This is a genomic window from Pannonibacter anstelovis, assembly GCF_036881715.1.
Lineage (GTDB): Bacteria > Pseudomonadota > Alphaproteobacteria > Rhizobiales > Stappiaceae > Pannonibacter > Pannonibacter anstelovis.
In genome coordinates, this window is the sequence record NZ_JBAKBF010000008.1 from 58,825 (window position 1) to 80,762 (window position 21,938).

At 62.8% G+C, this 21,938-nt stretch carries 19 protein-coding genes; 8 read left to right on the top strand and 11 right to left on the bottom strand.

Translation table 11 applies throughout. The annotated features are described in order from the left end of the window. The first annotated feature begins 9 nt into the window (after positions 1–9). The 4 genes from fosX (at position 10) to phnN (ending at position 3,078) form a co-directional block, all read left to right on the top strand. Complete coding sequence (gene fosX, locus V6L75_RS13455; protein ID WP_334252012.1) at positions 10–450, top strand: FosX/FosE/FosI family fosfomycin resistance hydrolase; 441 nt, start codon at positions 10–12, stop codon at positions 448–450. Positions 451–530: 80 nt separating this feature from the next. Then, entirely contained in the window at positions 531–1,283 is a 753-nt protein-coding gene (locus tag V6L75_RS13460) for a DUF1045 domain-containing protein (protein WP_334252013.1), read from the top strand. Then, positions 1,280–2,425: an alpha-D-ribose 1-methylphosphonate 5-triphosphate diphosphatase gene (locus tag V6L75_RS13465; protein ID WP_334252014.1), complete on the top strand. Its 1,146-nt coding sequence runs from the start codon at positions 1,280–1,282 to the stop codon at positions 2,423–2,425. Before V6L75_RS13460 ends, V6L75_RS13465 begins: the two co-directional genes overlap by 4 nt. A gap of 44 nt (positions 2,426–2,469) precedes the next feature. Continuing rightward, positions 2,470–3,078 carry a phosphonate metabolism protein/1,5-bisphosphokinase (PRPP-forming) PhnN gene (gene phnN / locus V6L75_RS13470; RefSeq protein WP_334252015.1) on the top strand — a complete coding sequence of 203 codons (609 nt, stop codon included), beginning with the start codon at positions 2,470–2,472 and terminating at the stop codon, positions 3,076–3,078. Positions 3,079–3,090: 12 nt separating this feature from the next. On the opposite strand, the gene V6L75_RS13475 is transcribed toward phnN, so the two are convergent. The 6 genes from V6L75_RS13475 to urtA form a co-directional block, all read right to left on the bottom strand. Next, positions 3,091–6,012: an AsmA family protein gene (locus V6L75_RS13475; RefSeq protein WP_334252016.1), complete on the bottom strand. Its 2,922-nt coding sequence runs from the start codon at positions 6,010–6,012 to the stop codon at positions 3,091–3,093. 108 nt (positions 6,013–6,120) lie between these two features. Next, positions 6,121–6,816 (bottom strand): urea ABC transporter ATP-binding subunit UrtE, encoded by a 696-nt coding sequence (urtE, locus tag V6L75_RS13480; protein WP_334252017.1) that lies wholly within the window; start codon positions 6,814–6,816, stop codon positions 6,121–6,123. Positions 6,817–6,919: 103 nt separating this feature from the next. Beyond that, positions 6,920–7,666: an urea ABC transporter ATP-binding protein UrtD gene (gene urtD, locus V6L75_RS13485; RefSeq protein ID WP_334252018.1), complete on the bottom strand. Its 747-nt coding sequence runs from the start codon at positions 7,664–7,666 to the stop codon at positions 6,920–6,922. 4 nt (positions 7,667–7,670) lie between these two features. Continuing rightward, entirely contained in the window at positions 7,671–8,852 is a 1,182-nt protein-coding gene (urtC, locus tag V6L75_RS13490) for an urea ABC transporter permease subunit UrtC (RefSeq protein ID WP_425498792.1), read from the bottom strand. Next, positions 8,849–10,477: an urea ABC transporter permease subunit UrtB gene (urtB, locus tag V6L75_RS13495; RefSeq protein ID WP_334252019.1), complete on the bottom strand. Its 1,629-nt coding sequence runs from the start codon at positions 10,475–10,477 to the stop codon at positions 8,849–8,851. Before urtB ends, urtC begins: the two co-directional genes overlap by 4 nt. A gap of 401 nt (positions 10,478–10,878) precedes the next feature. Next, complete coding sequence (gene urtA / locus V6L75_RS13500; RefSeq protein WP_425498796.1) at positions 10,879–12,162, bottom strand: urea ABC transporter substrate-binding protein; 1,284 nt, start codon at positions 12,160–12,162, stop codon at positions 10,879–10,881. A 375-nt stretch (positions 12,163–12,537) separates the two neighbouring features. On the opposite strand from urtA, the gene V6L75_RS13505 reads away from it, so the two are divergent. The 3 genes from V6L75_RS13505 to V6L75_RS13515 all read left to right on the top strand — a co-directional run bounded on the left by V6L75_RS13505 (position 12,538) and on the right by V6L75_RS13515 (position 17,659). Continuing rightward, entirely contained in the window at positions 12,538–15,975 is a 3,438-nt protein-coding gene (locus V6L75_RS13505) for a hybrid sensor histidine kinase/response regulator (RefSeq protein WP_334252020.1), read from the top strand. A gap of 16 nt (positions 15,976–15,991) precedes the next feature. Next, positions 15,992–16,927 (top strand): response regulator, encoded by a 936-nt coding sequence (locus tag V6L75_RS13510; protein WP_425498795.1) that lies wholly within the window; start codon positions 15,992–15,994, stop codon positions 16,925–16,927. A gap of 90 nt (positions 16,928–17,017) precedes the next feature. Beyond that, positions 17,018–17,659, top strand: coding sequence for a trimeric intracellular cation channel family protein (locus tag V6L75_RS13515; RefSeq protein WP_334252021.1), 642 nt, complete (start codon positions 17,018–17,020; stop codon positions 17,657–17,659). 13 nt (positions 17,660–17,672) lie between these two features. On the opposite strand, the gene V6L75_RS13520 is transcribed toward V6L75_RS13515, so the two are convergent. From V6L75_RS13520 to V6L75_RS13535, 4 genes are all read right to left on the bottom strand, one after another. Next, positions 17,673–18,026, bottom strand: coding sequence for a LapA family protein (locus tag V6L75_RS13520; protein ID WP_334252022.1), 354 nt, complete (start codon positions 18,024–18,026; stop codon positions 17,673–17,675). Between the two features lie 134 nt (positions 18,027–18,160). Next, on the bottom strand, positions 18,161–18,475 hold the full coding sequence (locus tag V6L75_RS13525; protein ID WP_334252023.1) for an integration host factor subunit beta: 315 nt from the start codon (positions 18,473–18,475) through the stop codon (positions 18,161–18,163). After that, positions 18,472–19,476 (bottom strand): signal peptide peptidase SppA, encoded by a 1,005-nt coding sequence (gene sppA / locus V6L75_RS13530; RefSeq protein ID WP_334252024.1) that lies wholly within the window; start codon positions 19,474–19,476, stop codon positions 18,472–18,474. The genes V6L75_RS13525 and sppA overlap by 4 nt, the downstream gene beginning before the upstream one ends. A 216-nt stretch (positions 19,477–19,692) precedes the next feature. Further along, positions 19,693–20,079 (bottom strand): hypothetical protein, encoded by a 387-nt coding sequence (locus tag V6L75_RS13535; RefSeq protein ID WP_334252025.1) that lies wholly within the window; start codon positions 20,077–20,079, stop codon positions 19,693–19,695. 360 nt (positions 20,080–20,439) lie between these two features. Between V6L75_RS13535 and V6L75_RS13540 the strand changes: the two genes are divergently transcribed. Further along, the gene (locus tag V6L75_RS13540; RefSeq protein WP_334252026.1) at positions 20,440–21,267 is read left to right on the top strand and encodes a lytic murein transglycosylase; all 828 of its coding nucleotides are present in this window, start codon (positions 20,440–20,442) and stop codon (positions 21,265–21,267) included. 255 nt (positions 21,268–21,522) lie between these two features. On the opposite strand, the gene V6L75_RS13545 is transcribed toward V6L75_RS13540, so the two are convergent. After that, entirely contained in the window at positions 21,523–21,906 is a 384-nt protein-coding gene (locus tag V6L75_RS13545; RefSeq protein WP_334252027.1) for a hypothetical protein, read from the bottom strand. Positions 21,907–21,938: the final 32 nt, after the last annotated feature.

Genomic DNA, 21,938 nt, shown 5'->3' on the forward strand with positions numbered 1-21,938 from the left:
ATATGTTTCATGCCGATTCGCGGTCTTTCTCACATTACTTTCATCTGCCGTGACATAACGCGAATGGCCAAAATTCTCACGGAGGTTCTTGGCCTTCGTGAGGTTTACTGCAGTCAGGGAGCTGGCTTTTCGTTATCTCCGGAGAAATTCTTTGTATCCGGGGATATCTGGATCGCCGTGATGGAGGGCGAAAGCCTGCCTGAGCGCAGCTACAATCACATCGCCTTCAAGGTGGATGATGAGGAGATAGAGCCTGCGATAGAGCGCATCCGCAGCCTTGGCCTCGAGGTCAAGCCGCCACGCCCCCGCATTGCCGGTGAGGGGCGGTCGGTGTACTTCTACGATGAAGACAACCATCTGTTCGAGCTTCACTCCGGCACACTGGAAGAGCGGCTCGCCGCCTATGCGCGCCACACCGGAGCTGAGGACGGCAACATCTCTGTCACATAGCCTACATCCGCCAGCCTTAGTTCTGGCCATTGCTTCTTTTATCCAGCCTTACGATTCTTGAGACAAGACGGCCCTCTCCGATGCGTTACGCTATCTACTATACCGCTCCTGCAGACAGTCCCCTGACCCGGCTCGGCGCCGCGTGGCTGGGACGCGACGCGGTAGACGGCAAGGCCTTGCCCCAGCCGCACATTGCAGGCCTCTCCGGTGAGGATCTGGCCACCCTGACGGCGGACCCGCGCCGCTACGGCTTTCACGGCACATTGAAGGCGCCGTTTTCCCTCACGGACGGACTTGATGAACCAGCGCTGCGCAATGCATTCCGCAGCTTTTGCAGCCATGCCGCGCCCTTCGGCATCCCCGGTCTGTCGGTCACCCGGCTTGGCCGTTTTCTGGCACTGACCCCGCAGCCGGTGAGCGAAGACCTGAATGGTTTTGCGGCAGCCTGTGTCGAGGCTTTCGAGCCCTTCCGCGCGCCCCTGAGCGAAGCCGACATGGCCCGCCGGCTGGCCGCAAACCTGTCGCCCCGCCAGCAGGACCTCTTGCGGGCCTGGGGCTATCCGTATGTGTTCGAAGAATTCCGTTTCCACATGACCCTTACGGTGAAGCTGGAGGCGGACAGCACCATGTCTGCCCTCGAGACAGCCGCCATGGACCACTTTGCCGGGGTGACGGACCGTCCCCACCAGATTGCCAGCCTCGGTCTTTTTGCCGAGGCAGAACGCGGCGCACCTTTCCGCGCCATCGACATCCTGCCCCTCACGGGATCCATTGGCCCGCAGGACCCTGCCCTGCGCCTGATCCCCGTTTCTGCCGAAAGCCAGAGCCAATGACCCACATGACGCACAGCTTCACCAACGCCCGCCTCGTCCTGCCGGAGAGTGTCATCACCGGCAGCCTGGAGGTGAAGGGCGGCACGATCGGCGCCATCGATGAGGGCGGCATTCCAGCCCATGGCCATGATTGCGAAGGAGACTTCCTGATCCCGGGACTGGTCGAACTGCATACCGACCATCTGGAGATCCATTACTCGCCGCGCCCGAAAGTGCGCTGGAACCCGGTCTCTGCCGTGCAGGCCCATGACGCACAGATCGCTTGTGCCGGCATCACCACCGTGTTTGATGCCCTGCGCGTCGGAATGGATGCGGAAGCGGAATTGAATGTGGACGACATGCGTGCACTCGCGGGCGCCATCGAAAGCGCACAGGCCGAAAAGAGGCTGCGCGCCGAGCATTTCATCCATCTGCGCTGCGAGGTGTCTGCCCCGGACGTGATGAGCGCTTACGAGCATTTCAAGAACGATGCCCACGTGCGCCTGATGTCGCTGATGGACCACACCCCCGGCCAGCGGCAGTTCGTCTCCATCGAGATGTACCGCGTCTATTACCAGACCAAGAAGAACTTCACCGACGAGCAGATGGAAACCTATATCGCCATGCGGCAGGCTGTTGCGGACAAGAATGCCCCGCAGCACCGCAAGCTGCTGGCAGATTCGGCCCGTGAACGCGGCATCCTTCTGGCCAGCCATGACGATGCAACCGTGGCCCATGTGGACGAGGCGGTCAGTCTCGGCACCGGTATTGCCGAATTCCCGACCACGCTGGAAGCCGCCCGCGCCTCCCATGCGGCCGGTATGGGCGTGCTGATGGGCGGCCCGAATGTGGTGCGCGGCGGCTCCCACTCCGGCAACATTTCCGCAAAGGCACTGGCAGAAGACGGCTGCCTTGACATCATTTCCTCAGACTATGTGCCGGTGTCCATGCTGCAGGCAGCGTTCCATCTGGCGGGCGAAGTCGAGGGCATTTCACTGCCGCAGGCGATGGCAATGGTGACGGCTACCCCGGCGAAAATGGCAGGCCTTGCCGACCGCGGCCGTCTGGAGACGGGCCTCAGGGCCGATCTGGTGCAGGTGCGGCTGGTGGGCAATGTGCCGGTCGTGCGCGGCGTCTGGCGCGAGGGACGGCGCGTCGCGTGAAGCTGACGGACCATATGCAGGCGGCATCTGTCACGGAGAATGCAATGAACGGCGGGATAGAGGAACGCCAGACAAGCGGCAGCACGGCCCTGCTCGGGCCCGGCAGGCTGGTGCTGGTGGTTGGCCCCAGCGGTGCGGGCAAGGACACGCTGATGAATGCCCTGCGTGACAGTCTTGACGGCGATCCGGCCTATATCTTCGCCCGCCGCCTCATCACCCGGACGACAGACGGCGCGACGGAAGACCATGATGCCATAGGCCGGGCCGAATTTGACGGGCTTTACCGCGAGGGCCGGGTGGCCCTTGCCTGGGAGGCGCATGGCCTTGGCTACATCCTGCCGGAGAGCATCGATGACGGTATCCGTGCCGGGCACACGGTGATCGCCAATGGCTCACGTCAGATCCTCAATCAGGCACGGCAGAAATATGCCTCACTGACTATCCTGCTGGTGACCGCGCCCATTGATGTGCTGGCCGGAAGGCTGGCCGCGCGCGGCCGCGAAAGCCGGGAAGAGATCAGCCGCCGGCTCAGCCGGGCCGACATCGATATGCCCGATGTGCCCGGCGTCATCCGCATCGACAATTCTGGCAAGCTGGATGACAGCCTTGCCTGCATGCGCAAGGCCATTGGCCTGCCTGCCACTGCAGGCTGACGCCGGTCCACTTCAAGGCTGGGGCTGTGATTCAGACCCTGGCTCTTCCGGCAGCACCTCACGCCCCTCCGGCACCCCCGGCCCGGACGAGCCCAGGAAGCCGGACGGCAGGCCGAAGCCCTGCTCCAGAGCCTTCAGCACGCTCTGGTCACTGACCTCGCCATCCAGAACCTTCTGCACGTCGATCTGCACCTTGCCGCCAGTGGTCTGGCTGACGAGGTCATTGGCAACAGTTCCAAGCGCTTCTTCCGGCTTGACTTTCAGAAGCTGCACCAGTTCTCCGCCCACCTGCTGCAGCTGTTCGTAAGCTGCCTGCGGATTTTCCAGTATGCCCTGGATGTCCGGATAGATCTGCGGCCGGTCCCAGGCGCCACGGATGACAACGGGCACACCGAGGGCGGCCATCGTCTTGGATTCACCCTTGGCCCGCGGCATCGGGGCAATGCCTTGCAGACTGGGAACGATCTGCGGCTCCACCCGCCAGTCCAGCGCACGGCCCGGCATGTCCGTGGTACCACTGCCCGTCATGCGGATCAGCGGACCGGCGAGCACCAGATCCTGATTGACGGCAACGCCGTTGCTGATCTGGAACGAGGCACTCAGCGTCGTGAAATCGGTCCGCGCCTCGCTGGACTGCTGCCAGCCCAGCAGCGTTCGGGCGGCGACATTACGCACCATGTCCTGCAGGTTGACCCCGAGAATGGCGCCATTGAGCACTTCAAGCTTCGCTTCACCGCCGAGGTTGCCGATCAGCTCCGCTTCGCTGCTGCCGCGCGTGTTGATGTCATAGGAGAAAAAGCCCGCACCATCGAGCCAGGAAATACCCGTGGCATCGCGCAGCAAATCCCGGGCACCGACCTTGGACAGGGTGAAGGCCGAGCGGATCTGAGGCTGGCGGTTGCCGCCTTCCACCGTCAGCGTGCCCTTGCCCTCGCCGCCATAGAGGGAAACCTGCTGCAGATCTGCGGTCAGAACGCCATCGGCAATCGCCACTTTGAGCGTGCTGTTGCCAAGCGTGATCCTGTCCCAGCTGATCGACTTGGCCGTCAGTGTCAGATCCGCATCAAAGGCGGCAAGTCCGCCGAAATCGACCGGGGCATTGCTCCAGCCCTTCGCCGCCTTGGCGCCCCCAGACGGGGCCGCAGCACCTGCCGCAGGTTTCGCGCCGGAAGGCGCCTGAGCTGGGCCGGTGCCGAGATAGGGATCAAGCGGCAGGCTTTCGAGCACGAGCGAAGCCGTCAGTTTCGGCACCTGTCCAAAAACCAGCTTGCCTTCGCCGCTGCCGCTGATGCCATCCAGCGTGAAGGCCGTATTGCGGAAGGAGACCGCATTCTCTCCCGCGGCAAACACACCCGCCACCCGGAATGGGCCAAGACCGGCACCGGGCGCGAGCGGACGGCCCAGCCAGGACAGCAGATTGCGCAGGCTCTTCGTTTCCACAAAGACCGAGCCATCCACACCGCCCGGCAATGTGGCAGATCCTTCGAAGCCGGCAGCTCCCCGGGCGCCTTCAAGGCGGACATCAACAGGCGCCGGAAGACCGGCCAGAAGAATGGCCGGCGTGGCAGAGCCCTTCAGGGCGAAGGCTTCCCCCCGCCAGCTCAGCCCGCCGGAAACGGTAACCGGCTTGTCCAGCCCGTCGAAACTCACCTTGGCATTGATGCCGCTGATCTGGTTGGCGCTTTCATCGCCGCCGGCGGCAGCGGCCAGATCAAGGCCAGTCACCGTGCCGCCCGAAACCGAGACAAGGCCCGAGAGCTGCAGGGAGCCCAGCAGCGAGGGCGCGTCTGCTCCTGCGGCCGCAAAGCGCAGATCTGTGCCAAACTCACCCGTGGCCGGGAAGGACAGGTTTGCCAGCCTCAGCGCATCCTGCAAGCTGCCGCCCGACGACTGGACACGGCCCTCAAGCTTCGGCGCCTTGCCAGTGAGGTCCGCATTGAGGGAGAGCGCCAGTTTGAGCGCGCCAAGGGCAGCCGTTCCATCCTGCAGGGCAATCTGGCGCGCATCGCCGGCAATCCGGCCCGCGAGGGAGACTTCTCCGCTGTCCTGCGCGCCCTCAGCCCCCGCCAGCGCCATGATGGCAGCCAAAGAGGTGGCCTTGCCGTCCACAGCCAGATCCACAGCCAGCGGCGACAGGCCAAGCTCTCCCTCCACGTTGACTGTCGCCTCGCCTGCCTTGGCCATGAGATCGATCGCTGCCGTTTCTCCAGCCACAAGCTTCAGAAGGCTCGTCACCTGTGCATCGAGCAGGACGGATTGGCCGTTCCAGATTGCACTGGCATCCAGATCAGCCTGCTTATCAAGGCCGGGCATCGTGAAACGGCCATTGATATCGGCCAGTTCCTGCCGCGTGCCGCTACGCTCATCCGCATAGACAAGACGCCCGCCGCGAATCTGAACATCGTCAAACCCGACACGGGCCAGCGCCCCCAGGTCCCGCGCCTCCTGCGGCGCGCCGTCCGGAAGTGCTGGAGCAGGCGCAGGCGCGGCTTGTTCGTTGCCCTTGCTTTCAAACTGGGTAAAGACGCCCTCGATGCGCTTCATCGGCTGGCGCGGCGCCCAGGATGTGCGGCCTTCGCCATCGACCAGAAGGTTGAACTCCGGAGTTTCAAGGGCAATGCCGGTCACCTGAATGGCGCCGCCAAACAAAGCTCCCCAACCAAGTTCGAAAGAAATGGAACCGGCACGGGCAAATTCGACACCCCGGGCGCCAGCTTCACCCGACAGCCCGACATCTTCCGCGCTGAGATGAAACGCCGGCAGAAGGGAAATGGACACCGGGCCGTCAATGCGCAGACGCAGGCCCGAGGCCGCTTCCACCTCCTGGATCACCCGCGCCTTGATGGCGTCCTTCGGCAGCACCATGGGCACGATGACCACAGCAGATGCCACGAGCACAGCCACAATGCCTGCCCCGATCACAAGCCGCTTCATCCCAGTCTCCCCGAATACCGAATCGGACCAAGTTTAGGACAAAGCGTGTCAACAGCGTGACCTTGAATCGCAGAACTGCGTATTCTTAATGCCGGGGCGTCACGAAGCTCAGACCGTCAGATGCCGGCGCACTTCCGTTTCATCGAGCTCGCTGCGCAGGCCCGCCATCACCACCTCGCCCCGGTCCATCACCGCGAAGCGGTCGGCAAGGTCGCGGGCAAATTCGAAATACTGCTCCACCAGAATGATCGCCATGGTGCCCTGATCGCGCAGCCATTCGATGGCACGGCCAATGTCCTTGATGATGGACGGCTGAATGCCTTCTGTCGGCTCGTCCAGCACGAGAAGCTTCGGCCGCATGACGAGGGCACGGGCGATGGCAAGCTGCTGCTGCTGGCCGCCGGACAGATCACCGCCCCGGCGCGCCAGCATGTCCTTCAGCACCGGGAACAGCTCGAAGATGGTCTCCGGGATGGTCCGGTCGCGGCGGGCAAGGGGGGCATAGCCGGTTTCAAGATTCTCTTTCACGCTCAGAAGCGGAAAGATCTCGCGGCCCTGGGGCACGACGGCAATGCCAAGCCGTGCCCGGGCATGGGGCGCAAGGCGCGAGATATCCTGTCCCTGCCACAGGATGCGCCCACCGCTGACCGGCTGCTGGCCCGCGATGGCACGCAATGTCGAGGTCTTGCCCACACCGTTGCGGCCCATCAGGCAGGTCACCTTGCCCGCTTCCGCCTCAATGGAGACGCCCTTGAGCGCCTGAGCCGCGCCATAGTGAAGATCAATCTTTTCAACGCTCAGCATGGTCTGCTCCATTTCATCCGGCCAAGAGGCGGGGCCTTCATCTGCCCCCTCAAGAAGAGAGGCGGAAGTTTTGTTAGCGATCTGGCTCTGCGGCAATTTCCCCTCACCGTCCCAGATAAACTTCCACCACCCGTTCGTTCGACGACACGTGGTCGATCGAGCCTTCGGCCAGAACGGAGCCTTCGTGCAGCACCGTCACCTTGACGCCCAGTGCACGGATGAAGCTCATGTCGTGCTCCACCACCACCACAGAGCGGGTCTTGTTGATGTCCTTGAGCAGCTCCGCCGTTTCCGCCGTTTCAGCGTCGGTCATGCCGGCTGCGGGCTCATCGACCAGGAGAAGCTGCGGCTCCTGCGCCAGCAGCATGCCGATTTCCAGCCACTGCTTCTGGCCATGGCTGAGATTGGCCGCCAGCTCGTTGCGGCGGCTGCCCAGCCGGATCAGTTCCAGCAGCTCCTCGACCCGTGCCTTTTCCTTGCGCGACAGCACGTGGAACAGCGTCGAGAACGGTCCGCGCGGAGCCTTCAGCGCCAGTTCCAGATTGTCCTGAACCGTGTGGCTCTCAAAAACCGTCGGCTTCTGGAATTTCCGGCCAATGCCAAGCTCGGCAATATCGGCTTCGTCCAGCTGGGTGAGGTCGGTCTGACCGCCGAAGAACACCTCGCCCGTATCCGGCCGGGTCTTGCCGGTGATCACGTCCATCATCGTCGTCTTGCCCGCACCATTGGGGCCGATGATGGCGCGCATTTCGCCCGGCGCGATGACGAAGGACAGTGAGTTGAGCGCGCGGAAGCCATCGAAGGAGACGCTGACGCCATCCAGATAGAGAAGGCTCGTTTGACGGGTCATGGCTTCACTCCGCCGGTTGCGGCGCACTCGCGCCCGTGGATTGGTGACCGGATTGAGGGCCGGATGAGGAGGTGTCCTGCGGCTTGCGGCGGCCTGCGATCTTTGCCCGCATCTGGGCCGCAAGGCCGGTGATGCCCTTGGGCAGGAACAGCGTCACCACCACGAACAGCGCACCGAGAGCAAAGAGCCAGACTTCCGGCAGCACGGCGGTGAACCAGGTCTTGCCGTAGTTGACCAGCACCGCGCCAATGATCGGCCCATAGAGCGTGCCGCGCCCGCCGACAGCCACCCAGATCACCACCTCGATGGAATTGGCCGGGGCAAATTCACCCGGATTGATGATGCCCACCTGCGGCACATAAAGCGCTCCGGCAAGGCCCGCCATCATGGCCGAAACGGTCCATACGAAGAGCTTGTAGCGCTCCACCTTGTAGCCGAGGAAACGGGTGCGGCTTTCCGCATCGCGCACTGCCACCAGCACCTTGCCGAGCTTGGAGCGGGTGATGGAACGGGCGAGCAGGAAGGACACGATCAACGCCAGACCCGAGGCAAGAAACAGCCCGGCGCGGGTGGCATCGGCCTGCACGGAAAAGCCGAGGATGTCCTTGAAATCGGTCAGGCCATTGTTGCCGCCAAAGCCCATGTCATTGCGGAAGAAGGCGAGCAGCAGCGCATAGGTCAGCGCCTGCGTGATGATCGAGAGATAGACACCCGACACCCGCGAGCGGAAGGCAAACCAGCCGAAGACAAAGGCCAGCACGCCCGGCACCAGAAGCACCATGAGCATGGCAAAGGGGAAGCTGTCGAAGCCGTACCAGTACCAGGGCAGTTCCTTCCAGTTGAGGAACACCATGAAATCCGGCAGCACCGGATCGCCATAAACGCCGCGCGGGCCGATCTGGCGCATCAGATACATGCCCATGGCATAGCCGCCGAGGGCAAAGAAGGCCCCGTGCCCCAGCGAGAGAATGCCGCAATAGCCCCAGACGAGATCCACCGACAGCGCCAGCAGCGCATAGGTGAGATACTTGCCCATCAGGCTCACCGCATAGGTGGGCACATGCAGGGGATGATCCGGCGGCAGCAGCAGGTTGAGCGCAGGCACCGCCAGAATGATGGCACCAGCAATGATGAGGAACAGCGTGGCCTGCCGGTCGAAGGCGCGGAGAAGGAAATGGGTGATCATGCGTCAACTGCCCGGCCCTTGAGAGCAAACAGCCCCCGTGGACGCTTCTGGATGAAGAGAATGATGAAGACGAGCACGAGGATCTTGCCGAGCACGGCCCCGGCATAGGGCTCCAGGAACTTGTTGACGACGCCCAAGGTCAGCGCGCCCACCAGCGTGCCCCACAGGTTGCCCACGCCGCCGAAGACCACGACCATGAAACTGTCGATGATGTAGCCCTGTCCAAGGTTGGGTGATACGTTGTCGATCTGCGACAGGGCGACACCGGCAATCCCGGCAATGCCGGAGCCAAGGCCGAAGGTGAGCGCGTCAATCCAGGGTGTGCGGATGCCCATGGAGGCGGCCATGCGGCGGTTCTGCGTGACGGCGCGGGTGTAGAGGCCGAAAGGCGTTTTCTTCAGCACCAGCATCAGCCCGGCAAAGACCAGCAGCGCAAAGACGACGATCCAGAGCCGGTTATAGGTGATGGTCATCTCACCCAGCTGGAAGGCGCCGGACATCCAGTCCGGATTGCCCACTTCGCGGTTGGTTGGCCCGAAGATGGAGCGCACCGCCTGCTGCAGCATCAGCGACAGGCCCCAGGTGGCCAACAGCGTTTCCAGTGGCCGCCCGTAGAGGAAACGGATGATACCGCGCTCAATGGCCATGCCGATCAGCCCCGTCACCAGAAAGGCGAGCGGCAGGGCGATGAACAAGGACATGTCGAACAGCGCCGGAAAGCTGGTGCGGATCACCTCCTGCACCATGAAGGTGACATAGGCGCCGATCATCACCATCTCGCCATGGGCCATGTTGATCACGCCCATCACGCCAAAGGTGATGGCAAGGCCGATAGCGGCCAGCAGCAGAACCGAACCCAGCGACAGCCCATACCAGATGTTCTGCGCGCCATCCCAAAGCGCCATGGTCTTTTCGATGCGCGTGATGCCGGCCTGCGCTGCATCACGCAGGGCTGGCGATGTCTTTGCATCCCCGGTCACCGCCGTCAGCACGGAGAGGGCATCGCGCCCGCCCGCAGAGGCGATCATGTCCACCGCCGCCAGCTTCGCTGCCTCCGGCGCATCGCTGACGAGAATGGCCGCAGCGCGGGCCTGCTCCATGGCTGCCTTGACCGCTGGATCGGTTTCAGCGGCCAGCGCCGCTTCCAGCAAGGGCAGTGACTCAGCATCACGAGCCTTGAATACGGCACCAGCCGCTGCAAGCCGCACTGCCGGATCGGGTGCGCGCAATGTCAGACCGCCCAGCGCCGAGCGGATGGTGCGGCGCAAGCCGTTGTTGACCTTGATCTTGGAGACTTCACCCGCCGCGACCGTGCCCAGCGCCTCTCCGGTCAGCGGATCGGTCAGGGCAAGACCGGAGCCCGCCTTCACGCCGATGACGGCCATGCCGTCGCTCTTGCGCAAGTAAAGATCACCGGACGACAGGGCCTCCAGCGCCGGGGCAACGGCGGGATCTCCGGTGGCCGCCAGCGCACCCACTTGCGCCTCGGTTTCCTTGAACCCGCCTTCGCCCAGCTTGTTCACCAGCGGCCGCAGAACGTCCGTGGCTTGCGAAAAGGCTGGCTGCTGGACTGTGGCGAAGATCACCAGTGTCAGCAGACAGATCATGAGGCGTTTCAGAGACATGGGCGTCACCTGGCTGGAAATTCTCTTGATGATCCGGGCGGATTCGAGCGCCCGGCAGGCTGACCCTTGCCCTTGGAGACCAGCTGCTGCGCTTATGATTCTTTGCGCACAGCGGCCTCTCAGTCCCCCTCCCCCTTGAGGGGAGGGGCTAGGGGTGGGGGTTTTCACGGAGAAACGCTGCGTAACTGGCACAACACTGGTCCGTGAACTTTCAGAAAATACCGCGCGTTCTCAGTCCGTTACCCCCACCCCTTCCCCCTCCCCTCAAGGGGGAGGGGAGCGGAGGCGCTGGTGCATAGCTGCATTCATCAGATGCGACAGCGTTATTCCTTGGGAAGAGGAACCGGTTGCGAGCCACACGGCACAGAGCAGGGCGGGAGATTCCCGCCCTGCTCCCCACATCAGCTGCCGGAGCCGCCGCACTTGCCGGTCTTCACGTTGAAGTTTCCGCAGGAGAGCGGGGCGCGCCAGTCGGCGATGAGGTCCTTGGAGCCTTCCAGGTAGTCGGACCACTCGTCACCGACCACGAGGCCCGGGGTCTCCCATACGGTCTCGAACTGGCCGTCTGCCTGGATCTCGCCGATGAGCACCGGCTTGGTGATGTGGTGGTTCGGCATCATGGCCGAGTAGCCGCCGGAGAGGTTCGGGACGGACACGCCGACGAGCGCATCAATGACCGCATCCGGGTCAGTCGTGCCAGCCTTCTCGACCGCCTTCACCCACATGTTGAAGCCGATGTAATGAGCTTCCATCGGATCGTTGGTCACGCGCTTTTCGTTGCCGGTATAGGCGCGCCAGCTTTCGATGAACTCGGCGTTGACCGGCGTATCGACGGACTGGAAGTAGTTCCAGGCGGCCAGATGGCCAACGAGCGGTGCGGTATCGAGACCGGCCAGCTCTTCCTCACCCACGGAGAAGGCAACGACCGGAATGTCTTCAGCCTTGATACCGGCGTTGCCGAGTTCCTTGTAGAAAGGCACATTGGCATCGCCGTTGATGGTGGAGACCACGGCGGTCTTCTTGCCGGCCGAGCCGAAGGCCTTGATGTCGGACACGATCGTCTGCCAGTCGGAATGACCGAACGGCGTGTAGTTGATCATGATGTCCTCTTCCTTGACGCCCTTGGACTTCAGATAGGCTTCAAGAATCTTGTTCGTCGTGCGCGGATAGACATAGTCGGTGCCCGCCAGCACCCAGCGCTCCACGCCTTCCTCGTTCATGAGGTAGTCAACCGCCGGGATAGCCTGCTGGTTGGGAGCAGCGCCGGTGTAGAACACGTTGCGCTGGCTTTCCTCACCCTCGTACTGGACGGGGTAGAACAGGATCGAGTTCAGCTCCTCGAACACCGGCAGAACGGACTTGCGCGACACGGAGGTCCAGCAGCCAAAGACAGCCGAAACCTTGTTGACGGAGATCAGTTCGCGGGCCTTCTCGGCAAAGAGCGGCCAGTCGGATGCAGGGTCAACGACAACCGCCTCCAGCTTCTTGCCCAGCACGCCGCCCTTCTTGTTCTGCTCCTCGATGAGGAACAGCATGGTGTCCTTCAGCGTCGTTTCGGAAATCGCCATCGTGCCCGACAACGAATGCAGGATGCCGATCTTGATCGTCTCCTCGGCCAGCGCGCCGCCGATCATGGTCGAAGTCATCAGGCCCGCCACCACGAACCCTGCCATGCGGGAAGTCATCCTGGTCATCATCTGCTGTTCCCCTTGATTTTTGCCCGTCCCGGCCATCCGCCGGGATCACCCCATCTGGAAGCGGTGCGCCGTCCGGAGCATTTCCGCTCATCCGGCTTGCCGCCCGCGGCCGCCGCTGGCTGCCGTCTGAAGGGGATCGTGCGGCCTCATGCGGCAGCGCAACATACGTCGATTGACGTAGCCCCCTGCGTCAGCCTTGCCGCCTGCCTTCCCGTTGGGCAGCGCCACGGGGAAAACCGGCATGATCCCTGCTAGGTACAGGTGAACTTGCAAGAAACGGAGCGGCATCCGGAGCTTTTTCGGGAATGCGGGAACGGCAAACTGCCCAATGAATGGGCAGACGCCTAAATAGGGGGCGCCTGAATGACAGCGCGTCAGCGCATCCTGCCGGTGCGCAGGCATTACAACCAATGGGTCAACAACCAGACCCTGGAAGACTATGCCCTGCGGTTTACGGCCAAGAGTGCCCGGCGCTTTTCCAGCCGCGCCATTGCCCATACGGCCAGCGGGGCGATTTCGTTTCTGGCGCTGGAGGCAATCGGCGGCGCCATCACCCTGTCCTACGGCACGGCCAATGCCTTTGCCGCCATTCTAGCGGGTTGCGCCGTGCTGCTGTTCGTCGGCTGGCCCATTGCCCGCTACGCCATGCGCCACGGGGTGGACATCGACCTTCTGACGCGCGGGGCCGGCTTCGGCTACATTGGCTCGACGCTCACCTCCCTTGTCTATGCCAGTTTCACCTTCATTCTCTTCGCCATCGAAGCCTCGATCATGTCGAGCGCCCTCGACTATGCCTTCGGCATCCCGCTATGGATCGGCTACATCATCAGCGCCCTGGCCGTCATCCCGCTGGTGACCCATGGCATTACGCTGATCAGCCGCTTCCAGCTTCTGACCCAGCCCTTCTGGATCATTCTCAACATCCTGCCTTTCATTTTCATCGCCTTCACCGACTGGCCGGCGGTGGGTGTGTGGCTCGGCTTTGCGGGTATTGATCCGGTCACAGGCGTTCCACGCGAGGCTTACTCCAATCCCGTAGACCTTTTGCAATTCGGCGCTGCCGCTGCCGTGGTGCTGGCGCTGATGGCGCAGATCGGCGAGCAGGTGGACTTCCTGCGCTTTCTGCCCGCGAAGGAAAGCCTGTCCCCGCTGCGCCGCTTTGCCCTGTTTCTGGCTGGTCCCGGCTGGGTTGTCATCGGACTGCCGAAGCTGCTGGCGGGCTCCTTCCTTGCCGTGCTGGTGCTGTCCTCCGGCATTCCGGCGGGCGAAGCCGATCAGCCATCACGCATGTATGCGGTGGCCTTCGGCTACATGCTGCCTTCAGAACAGGCCGCCATCCTGCTGATGGCCGCCTTCGTGGTGGTGGCGCAGCTCAAGATCAACGTAATGAATGCCTATGCCGGGTCGCTGGCATGGTCCAACTTCTTCTCCCGCCTCACCCACAGCCATCCTGGCCGGGTGGTGTGGGTTGTGTTCAATGTCGGCATAGCCTTGCTGCTGATGGAACTTGGCATTTACGAACTGCTGGAGGAAACCCTCGGGGTCTTCTCCATCATCGCCATGGCCTGGCTGTCTTCGATTTCCGCCGATCTCTTCATCAACAAGCCGCTGGGCTTGTCACCGCCCGGCATCGAGTTCAAACGGGCCCACCTCTATGACATCAACCCCGTAGGCACCGGCGCCATGGGCGGGGCGGCACTGATTGCGCTGCTGGCGCATTACGGCATTTTCGGCGTCACGGCGGCCGCACTCGCCACCTTCATCGCCTTCGTGCTGCCTTACGTCTTTGCCCTGCTCATCGCCTGGGGCACGAAGGGCAAGTACTATCTGGCCCGCAAGCCACGCCGCCACTGGCAGTCCCGCACCGCCATCACCTGCTCGGTCTGCGAAAATCCGTTCGAGCCGGAGGACATGGCCTATTGCCCGGCCTATCAGGTGCCGATCTGCTCGCTCTGCTGCACGCTGGATGCCCGTTGCGGCGACAGCTGCAAGCCTAAGGCGCGGCTGGCCTATCAGACCAGAGCTGCCGCAGCTGCCGCCCTGCCCGTCTGGGCCATGGAAAAGCTCGGCACCCGCCTTGGCCGCTACCTCACCACCTCGGCGCTGGTGATCGCAGGCATCGGGCTCATCCTCACCATCATCTACAATCAGTCGATGGTACACGGCGTGGAGGAGAGTCTCGCACCGGGGCAGATCATCGCGCTGATCTTTGTGGTTTTCGCCATCGCCGCGGGAATCGGCGTCTGGTTTCTGGTGCTGGCACATGACACGCGCCGGGTGGCGGAAGAAGAATCCGCCCGCCAGAACACGCTGCTGCTGCAGGAAATCGAGGCGCACCGCAAGACGGACGCCGCCCTGCAACGGGCGAAGGAAGCGGCGGAAGCGGCCAACCACGCCAAGAGCCGCTATGTCATCGGCCTCAGCCACGAATTGCGCACCCCGCTCAATGCGGTTCTCGGCTATGCGCAGGTGCTGGAGCGGGACGAAGCCATCCCGCGTGAGCGCAAGGCCAGCATTCAGGTCATCCGCCGCAGCGCGGAGCATCTTTCCGGCCTGATCGACGGCCTTCTCGACATTTCCCGCATTGAGGCTGGCCGGCTTCAAGTCAGCACGGACACGGTCAACATCCACGAGTTCCTCGACCAGATCGTCGCCATGGTGCGGCTGCAGGCGCAAGCCGCCGGGCTCAGCTTCGACTTCTCCCGCGCGCCGAACCTGCCCGCGGTTATTCGCACCGACGAAAAGCGCCTGCGCCAGATCCTCGTCAACCTCCTGTCCAACGCCATCAAGTTCACGGACAAGGGCAAAATTACCCTGGACGTGGCCTACCGCTCGCAAGTCGCCACCTTCCGCATCACCGACACGGGCCGGGGCATTGCCCCGCAGGATCTGGAGCGCATTTTCGAGCCCTTCGGCCGTGGCAGCAGCGAAGCCGTGCACCGCACGCCCGGCCTTGGCCTTGGGCTGACCATCACCAAGCTTCTGGCGCAAACGCTGGGCGGCTCCATTGATGTGACAAGCGAACCGGGCAAGGGCAGCACCTTCACCGTGCGGCTGATGCTGGCAGCCCTCAACGGCCCCGCGCCTGCCCTTGCCGCCGACCGGCTGGTGCGCGGCTATGAGGGGCCGCGCCGCTCCATCCTCGTCATCGACGACAATGGCGACCACCGCGCCCTCATGCGCGAAATGCTGGCACCACTCGGCTTCATCGTGCTGACGGCGGAAAACGGGCAGGAAGGCATAGACCTCACGCTTGAACTGGCCCCGGATCTGGTGCTGGCCGACATTTCCATGCCCGGCCTCAACGGCTGGGAAGTGGCAGCGGCCCTGCGCCATCGCGGCTACAAGGGCCGCATCGTCATGCTCTCGGCCAATATCGGTGATACGGCCCTGCGCCCCACCGGCGAGCCAGCCCATGACGATACGCTGGCAAAGCCCGTGGACATGGCCCAGCTTCTCGACCGGCTTGGCCGCCTGCCCGGCCTCGTCTGGCGCTATGGCTCCCCTGCCTCAGCTGCGCCAGAACAGCTGGCCGCCCCTTCCCTCCCCATCATCCTGCCTCAGGCAGAGCCGCAGCGGGAAACGGCGCCGGGACTTTATGCCAATCCCGGCCCCGGTCACTTGCGTGACCTGATGGATCTTGGCGACATCGGCTATGTGCATGGCATCGAGGCAAAGCTGAGCGAACTGGACCGGGAAGCGGGCAACGGCCCTCTAGTTGCGGCCTTGCGCGAACGGCTGGAGCAGTTTGATTTTGCTGGCTACAGAACCATCCTGGAAGAGGTCCAGCCCCATGACTGAAGGTATGTCTGAAGCCATGACTGAAGCTCCTGCCCAGCGCGACATCGTCCTTGTGGTGGATGATTCCCCCGAAACTCTCGGCTTCCTGACGAAGGCGCTGGAGGCATCGGGCGTGACGGTTCTGGTCGCGACATCCGGCACGGCGGCGCTCACCATTGCCGGGCGCATCACACCCGACATGGTGCTGATGGACGCGGTGATGCCGCAGCCGGACGGCTTTGAAACCTGCCGCCAGCTGAAAGCCATGCCGGAACTGGCGCATGTGCCGGTGATCTTCATGACTGGCCTCAGCGAGACGGAACATGTGGTGCATGCGCTGGAAAGCGGCGGCGTCGATTTTCTGACCAAACCGATCAATCTCGACGAGCTGCAGGCGCGCATCCGCGTGCATCTGGCCAATGCCCGTCAGGTGCAGAGCGCCCGCATCGCGCTCGATGCCGCCGGGCGCCACCTGATGGCCGTCGCCTCCACTGGCAGCCTGAAATGGGCAACGCCGCAGGCGCGCACGGCGCTCAATCAGTTTGCCGGGCGCATGGAAGGCGATGTGCCATCCCTCATCAGCCAGCATCTGGGCACCTGGCTTGGAAGCCCCAGTCCGATGGCAAGTCAGGCGGGCGGAAACCGGACCACTTCCTTCGTGGGAGCGCCGGGGCAGAAGCTTGATTTCACCTATCTGGGCGCCGTCGGCCCGGATGAATATCTCTTCCGCCTCACGGGCGGAGACGAGGCCGGCCAGACCGAGGGCCTGCGCACCCGCTTCGGTCTCACTGCCCGCGAAGCAGAGGTGCTGCTATGGATAGCCCGTGGCAAGGCCAACAAGGATATCGGCGAAATCCTTGGACTGTCACCGCGCACGGTGAACAAGCATCTGGAACAGATCTATGTGAAGCTCGGCGTCGAAAACCGTGCCTCCGCCGCCGTGAAGGCCGCCGAAGCGATGAGCGAGCTGTAGCGGCGCGATTGCACCCAGGGACCGATCTGGACTAGAGAGGCTTCGATTGCAGGCGGCTTTTCGTCCCGGCAGGAAGAAGGTAACCGGCTCATGATGTTCGACAAGGCCCCCGAAACACTGCTGAACGTGCTGATGGTGCTCGACTATGTGGGCGTTGCCGTCTTTGCGGTGACCGGCGCCATTGTTGCTTCCCGCAAGAGCATGGACTTCATCGCCTTCCTGTTCTTCGCCACCATGACCGGTGTCGGTGGCGGCACGCTGCGCGATCTCATCCTCGGCGTGCCCGTGTTCTGGACCAAATCCGAGGGCTACCTGCTGGTCTGTTTCGGCGTGAGCGTGCTGATGTGGTTCGGCGCACATATCGTCGAAGGCTGGGGCAAGCCGCTACGCTGGGCCGATGCCATCGGCCTTTCTGCCTATTGCGTGATGGGTGCAGCCAAATCCATGGCTGTCGATCACATGCCGCTCGTCGCCATCCTGCTGGGGGCATCCACTGCCACGTTCGGCGGCATCCTCCGCGATGTGGTGGCGGGGGATCCGACCGCCATTGCCAAGCCGGAGATTTATGTCACGGCCGCCTTTACGGGCGCGGCCGTCTTTGTGGTGCTGACGCTCGTCGGCTTCTCGCTCTGGCCCGCGGCCCTCATTGGTGCGCTTGCAGCCTTTATCATCCGGGGCGGCGCCATTCTAAGAGGCTGGACGCTGCCGGGCTATTCGGCACCGAAACCTTGAATTTCAACTAGCCTCAGGCAGCGCGGCTGTCCGGGCCAGGAAGGGCGCGGGATGGTGAGGACTGTTCAACCTCGGCCCGCAGCTTGTCGGCTTCCTTGTGCCACTTGTCAGCCTCGGAGCGCTTGACGCGCGCCTCGCGGCGCCAGCGGCCCTGTTTGGCCCAGGCTCCAAGCCCGCCAATGACGATCCCCACCAGCATGGCGGCAAAAATCACCCAGAACAGCGGCACGCCGGTGAGCGTCAGGCGCGGGTCCTGCGGATCAAAAGGGTTGAGCGAGAGATTGACCCCATGCCGGTTGGCAACCGAAAGCGGCACCACCACAAGAGCGATGGCAACAAGGATCAGGTTCTTGAGAAACCGGGTCACGGGCTCTGCCTTTTTCTAGAGCATGTCCGGCGGCAACGGCTTGGCCTGCAATGCTCTCATTTCTTTGTCTTCACGCAGCCGCGGAGGCAAACCGGCTTCCGCTTTTGCTGGAGCTGCTCTGGGCCATACGGCGGTCAGTCTTCGTCGTCGCCGTCTTCGCCATGGTCGACGCCATCATTCAGGCGCTCACGCATTTCCTTGCCGGTCTTGAAGAAGGGAACGTATTTCTCGTCCACCTCGACCTTCTGCCCCGTGCGCGGATTGCGGCCGACGCGGGCCGGGCGGTTCTTGACGGAAAAGGCGCCGAAGCCGCGCAATTCCACACGGTCACCGCGCATCAGCGCCTCGGTGATCTCGTCCAGGATCGCATTGACGATGTTCTCGACATCACGCTGATAGAGATGCGGGTTCTGCTCCGCGATGCGCTGCACTAGCTCGGATTTGATCATTCCCCGCTCCCTTGTTCCTGACCACCCGGCACACCTCCGGGAGCGTGCCAAACAGAGACGAGCCCGTCAAGCGTAAGGCTCGGAGAAATCAATCCCTTAGCCTCTGAAACGCCCTCAATCAGCGCCTTGGCGGCCCCTTCACCGATCCCTTGCGAAATCCTTGCAGAAAATGGCAGGCCACTTTGCTCCTCGGGAACCTTCCAGGTGACGACCGGAAGATCCTTCGCAACGCCCTTTTCCTTCTCCAGCCAGGCGATGGCGGCGTCTTCACCGCCGATGGCATCCACCAGCTTGCGCTCCTGTGCCCGGAAGCCGGTGACGATGCTCCCGTCAGCCACGGCCCTTGCCTCTTCCGGGGTCAGCTTGCGCCTCTCGGTAACCAGCTTGACGAACCAGTCGTAGCTGTCGCCCACCAGAAGCGCCAGCATGTCACGGGTTTCCTCAGATGGAGAAGAATAGAAATCAGGTTCAGCCTTCATGGGCGCGCTCTTCACCGCGTCCATCTTCACACCGACCATATCCATCAGTTTCTCGGCATTGCCGAACTGGAACAGGACGCCGATCGATCCGGTGATCGAGTTGTAGCGCGCCACGATATGATCGCCGGCCAGAGCCACCATGTAGCCGGCGGACGCACCAACAGTGCGGATCTCGGAGACGACGGGCTTCTTCGCCGAAAGCTCGCGCAGGGCCTGATACAGCGCCTCTCCGCCCGTGGTGCTGCCGCCCGGCGAATTGATGGAGATGATCACCCCGGCGACATTCTTGTCCTCGCCCATTTCGCGGATCAGCTTCAGCTGGTCCCGGTCTTCCAGGATCACGCCTTCAACGGGCAGACGGGCAATATGCGGGCTGTTGCGCTCGGCATTGAAACCGCCACCAAGGGCAACGAGGCCTGAGACAAGGGCGGCAGCCAGGATGAGAAAGGCTGCAACGCGCCAGAACACGAGCTTGCGGCGGAGCCTCCGGCGGTCGGTTATGGCTTCGGCATCCAGGGACATCTGTCACGCTCCACAGTCAACGGCCTTCATGGCTACACAGCCTAGGCCGCGATGAAAAGCCTAAATAGGCTGCAAGGTCAAATCATTGGCTGAGGGACAGACAGAGCCGCCAGTCTTGCTCCCTGGCCCGGAGCGCCCATGCGCAAGGCCGGAGACATCAAAACCCCGGCCTTGAGTTAAGATTCTCGCCTTGCTTGAGGCTGACGGCACGGCGCATCAACCTGCCGCATGAGCGGCAATCCGGCGCAGGCGGCGCAGGATCATGACAAACGGCACCATGGAGATGGCCATGACGGCCGAGCCTGTCATCGCCAGCAAGAGATTGCCATCCTCGATGGCAATCGCAACGCCGGGGATCATCAGCCACATGCCAACGGTTGCTGCGGCAAAATGCAGCCGCGCCAGCCGGGAATGGGCCGCTTGCGGCACGGCGTTGTAGTAGAGCCCGAAGAGCGTCATCGTCAGAAAGCCCAGAAGGGTCAGCTGCACGTTGGCGGTGGCAAAGCCTGCCCCCTGGCCTGCGGACATCTGAATGCCGAAAATGATGCTGCCGACGCCATAGAACATGGCGGAAATGAAGAACCAGAAGGAAATGCCTCGCATGGGTCTGTTCCTTGATCCAAAGCCGCTCCAGCGCCATGATGGCTCTGCAGCCCGCCCCCATGGCTATGGCATGCGCCTGTTGCGGGACCAAAACCGTGGTCTGCATCACATTCCGGCCGATTGGCTTGCGCTATGAAACTCTGCCGCCTGAGGCCTACGGAGGGTCACATCCGGTCACAACCGCGTGGGACTGCCCGGAGAGACGGCATTTGATGCCCTCTTTCCCTTGACGAACCGGGGGAAACAAAGGCAAGCCAGCTCATTCGAAAGGCAGGAAGCATCACGAATCATCCGCCTTTCGGTTTCACCCATCACACATGCCCGGCACCTGTGCCGCCGGGTCATCCGGGAGTGCCCGCCATGCGCAAGCTGCTTTGCGCTCTTGCCCTTTCCCTGACTGCATCCCTCGTTCCATTCCTCGCAATCCAGCCCGCTCAGGCAGCCTCCTGCGGTAATGATGCCTCCGGCTTCAATGCCTGGCTCGCCGCGTTCAAGGAAGAGGCGCCCGGCAAGTACGGGCTCAAGTCCTATACGGTTGCCAATGCCCTGGAGGGGGTCACCTATGATCCGCAGGTCATCAAACTCGACCGGGGCCAGAAGTCGTTCAAGCTGAGCTTCGAGGAGTTCTACAAGCGCCGCGTCAACAAGGCGCTGATCGACCGGGGCCGCATGATGCACGCCCAGTATGCCGGTATGTTCGAACGCATCCAGCAGGATTTTGGCGTGCCGCCGCAGATCATCATCGCCATCTGGGGCCTGGAGACCGGTTATGGCGCGAACTCCGGCAAGATGGATGTGGTGCGCTCGCTGGCGACACTGTCCTATGACTGCCGCCGCTCCGAGTTCTTCACCCGCGAACTGGTGTCGGCCCTGACGATCATCGAAAACGGCGACAAGGTGCGCGAGGACATGCGCGGCGCCTGGGCGGGCGAGCTGGGCCAGACCCAGTTTCTGGCCAGCTCCTATCTCAACTACGCCGTCGACTATGACCGGGACGGCAAGCGCGACCTGATCCGCTCCATCCCGGATGTGATGGCCTCCACCGCCAACTACCTGAAGCAGAAGGGCTGGCGCGCCGGAGAAAGCTGGGCGCCCGGCACACCGAACCACGAGGTTCTGCGGGAGTGGAACAAGGCCGAAGTCTATGTCCAGACCATCGGCGTGATGGCAGAAAAGCTCGTCGAATGAAAAGGCACAAAGGGCGCGCCGGATGAGCGCGCCCTTTGTTTTTCACATGCCCGCTTCCGTCATGCCATGACTTGATCATGTCATCCATACCCTTGCATCTCCAGATACCGGAGCAATGAAAGGACGCGAGCATTCAGAGCGGCTGCGCGGGCTGCACGGTCACGGAATGGATGCCATGGTCGAGCCATGGCAAGACGAAAGTCGAAGGACTGAGCCCTTTGCAGTACAGGACCCAGTCCTTAAATCGGCAAAGTCTTAGCGGAAGACGCCCGTCTTCACCGAGACATCGGAATCGGTCATCGAATAGCGGCGGACGATGTTCTTGTTGTTGAACAGCACGACCAGCTGCTTGCGCTTGCCCGAGTGGGACGTGCCCAGCGCACCAACCACAGGAATGAAGTTCACGGCATCGGCCTGCAGGTTGTCGAGCTGGTAGGTCCAGATCTCTTCGCCCTCGGAAGTGAAGCTCGTCTGATAGGGTGAGCCGAACATCTGCTGCACCTCGCTCCGCGTCGTCTTGCCTTCGGTCAGCTTGGCGGAGACGCTCGCCTCCGTTTCGTCTCTCAGGCTCTGATTGCCGGAAGATGCGCAGCCGGCAAGGGTCAGGCCAACAACAAGCGCAGTCAGTATCTTCTTCAAGGGTCGTCTCCGTTATCGCGTCAACTGGGCAC

What these genes read in the sequence shown, in the direction of transcription:
- urtC (WP_425498792.1), bottom strand. Translation starts at nt 8,852, where the DNA reads ATGATCACCCATTTCCTTCTCCGCGCCTTCGACCGGCAGGCCACGCTG.
- fosX (WP_334252012.1), top strand. Translation starts at nt 10, where the DNA reads ATGCCGATTCGCGGTCTTTCTCACATTACTTTCATCTGCCGTGACATA.
- sppA (WP_334252024.1), bottom strand. Translation starts at nt 19,476, where the DNA reads ATGTCCCTGGATGCCGAAGCCATAACCGACCGCCGGAGGCTCCGCCGC.
- urtB (WP_334252019.1), bottom strand. Translation starts at nt 10,477, where the DNA reads ATGTCTCTGAAACGCCTCATGATCTGTCTGCTGACACTGGTGATCTTC.
- V6L75_RS13535 (WP_334252025.1), bottom strand. Translation starts at nt 20,079, where the DNA reads ATGCGAGGCATTTCCTTCTGGTTCTTCATTTCCGCCATGTTCTATGGC.
- V6L75_RS13505 (WP_334252020.1), top strand. Translation starts at nt 12,538, where the DNA reads ATGACAGCGCGTCAGCGCATCCTGCCGGTGCGCAGGCATTACAACCAA.
- V6L75_RS13515 (WP_334252021.1), top strand. Translation starts at nt 17,018, where the DNA reads ATGATGTTCGACAAGGCCCCCGAAACACTGCTGAACGTGCTGATGGTG.
- urtE (WP_334252017.1), bottom strand. Translation starts at nt 6,816, where the DNA reads ATGCTGAGCGTTGAAAAGATTGATCTTCACTATGGCGCGGCTCAGGCG.
- V6L75_RS13525 (WP_334252023.1), bottom strand. Translation starts at nt 18,475, where the DNA reads ATGATCAAATCCGAGCTAGTGCAGCGCATCGCGGAGCAGAACCCGCAT.
- urtA (WP_425498796.1), bottom strand. Translation starts at nt 12,162, where the DNA reads ATGACTTCCCGCATGGCAGGGTTCGTGGTGGCGGGCCTGATGACTTCG.
- urtD (WP_334252018.1), bottom strand. Translation starts at nt 7,666, where the DNA reads ATGACCCGTCAAACGAGCCTTCTCTATCTGGATGGCGTCAGCGTCTCC.
- V6L75_RS13475 (WP_334252016.1), bottom strand. Translation starts at nt 6,012, where the DNA reads ATGAAGCGGCTTGTGATCGGGGCAGGCATTGTGGCTGTGCTCGTGGCA.
- V6L75_RS13465 (WP_334252014.1), top strand. Translation starts at nt 1,280, where the DNA reads ATGACCCACATGACGCACAGCTTCACCAACGCCCGCCTCGTCCTGCCG.
- phnN (WP_334252015.1), top strand. Translation starts at nt 2,470, where the DNA reads ATGAACGGCGGGATAGAGGAACGCCAGACAAGCGGCAGCACGGCCCTG.
- V6L75_RS13510 (WP_425498795.1), top strand. Translation starts at nt 15,992, where the DNA reads ATGACTGAAGCTCCTGCCCAGCGCGACATCGTCCTTGTGGTGGATGAT.
- V6L75_RS13460 (WP_334252013.1), top strand. Translation starts at nt 531, where the DNA reads ATGCGTTACGCTATCTACTATACCGCTCCTGCAGACAGTCCCCTGACC.
- V6L75_RS13540 (WP_334252026.1), top strand. Translation starts at nt 20,440, where the DNA reads ATGCGCAAGCTGCTTTGCGCTCTTGCCCTTTCCCTGACTGCATCCCTC.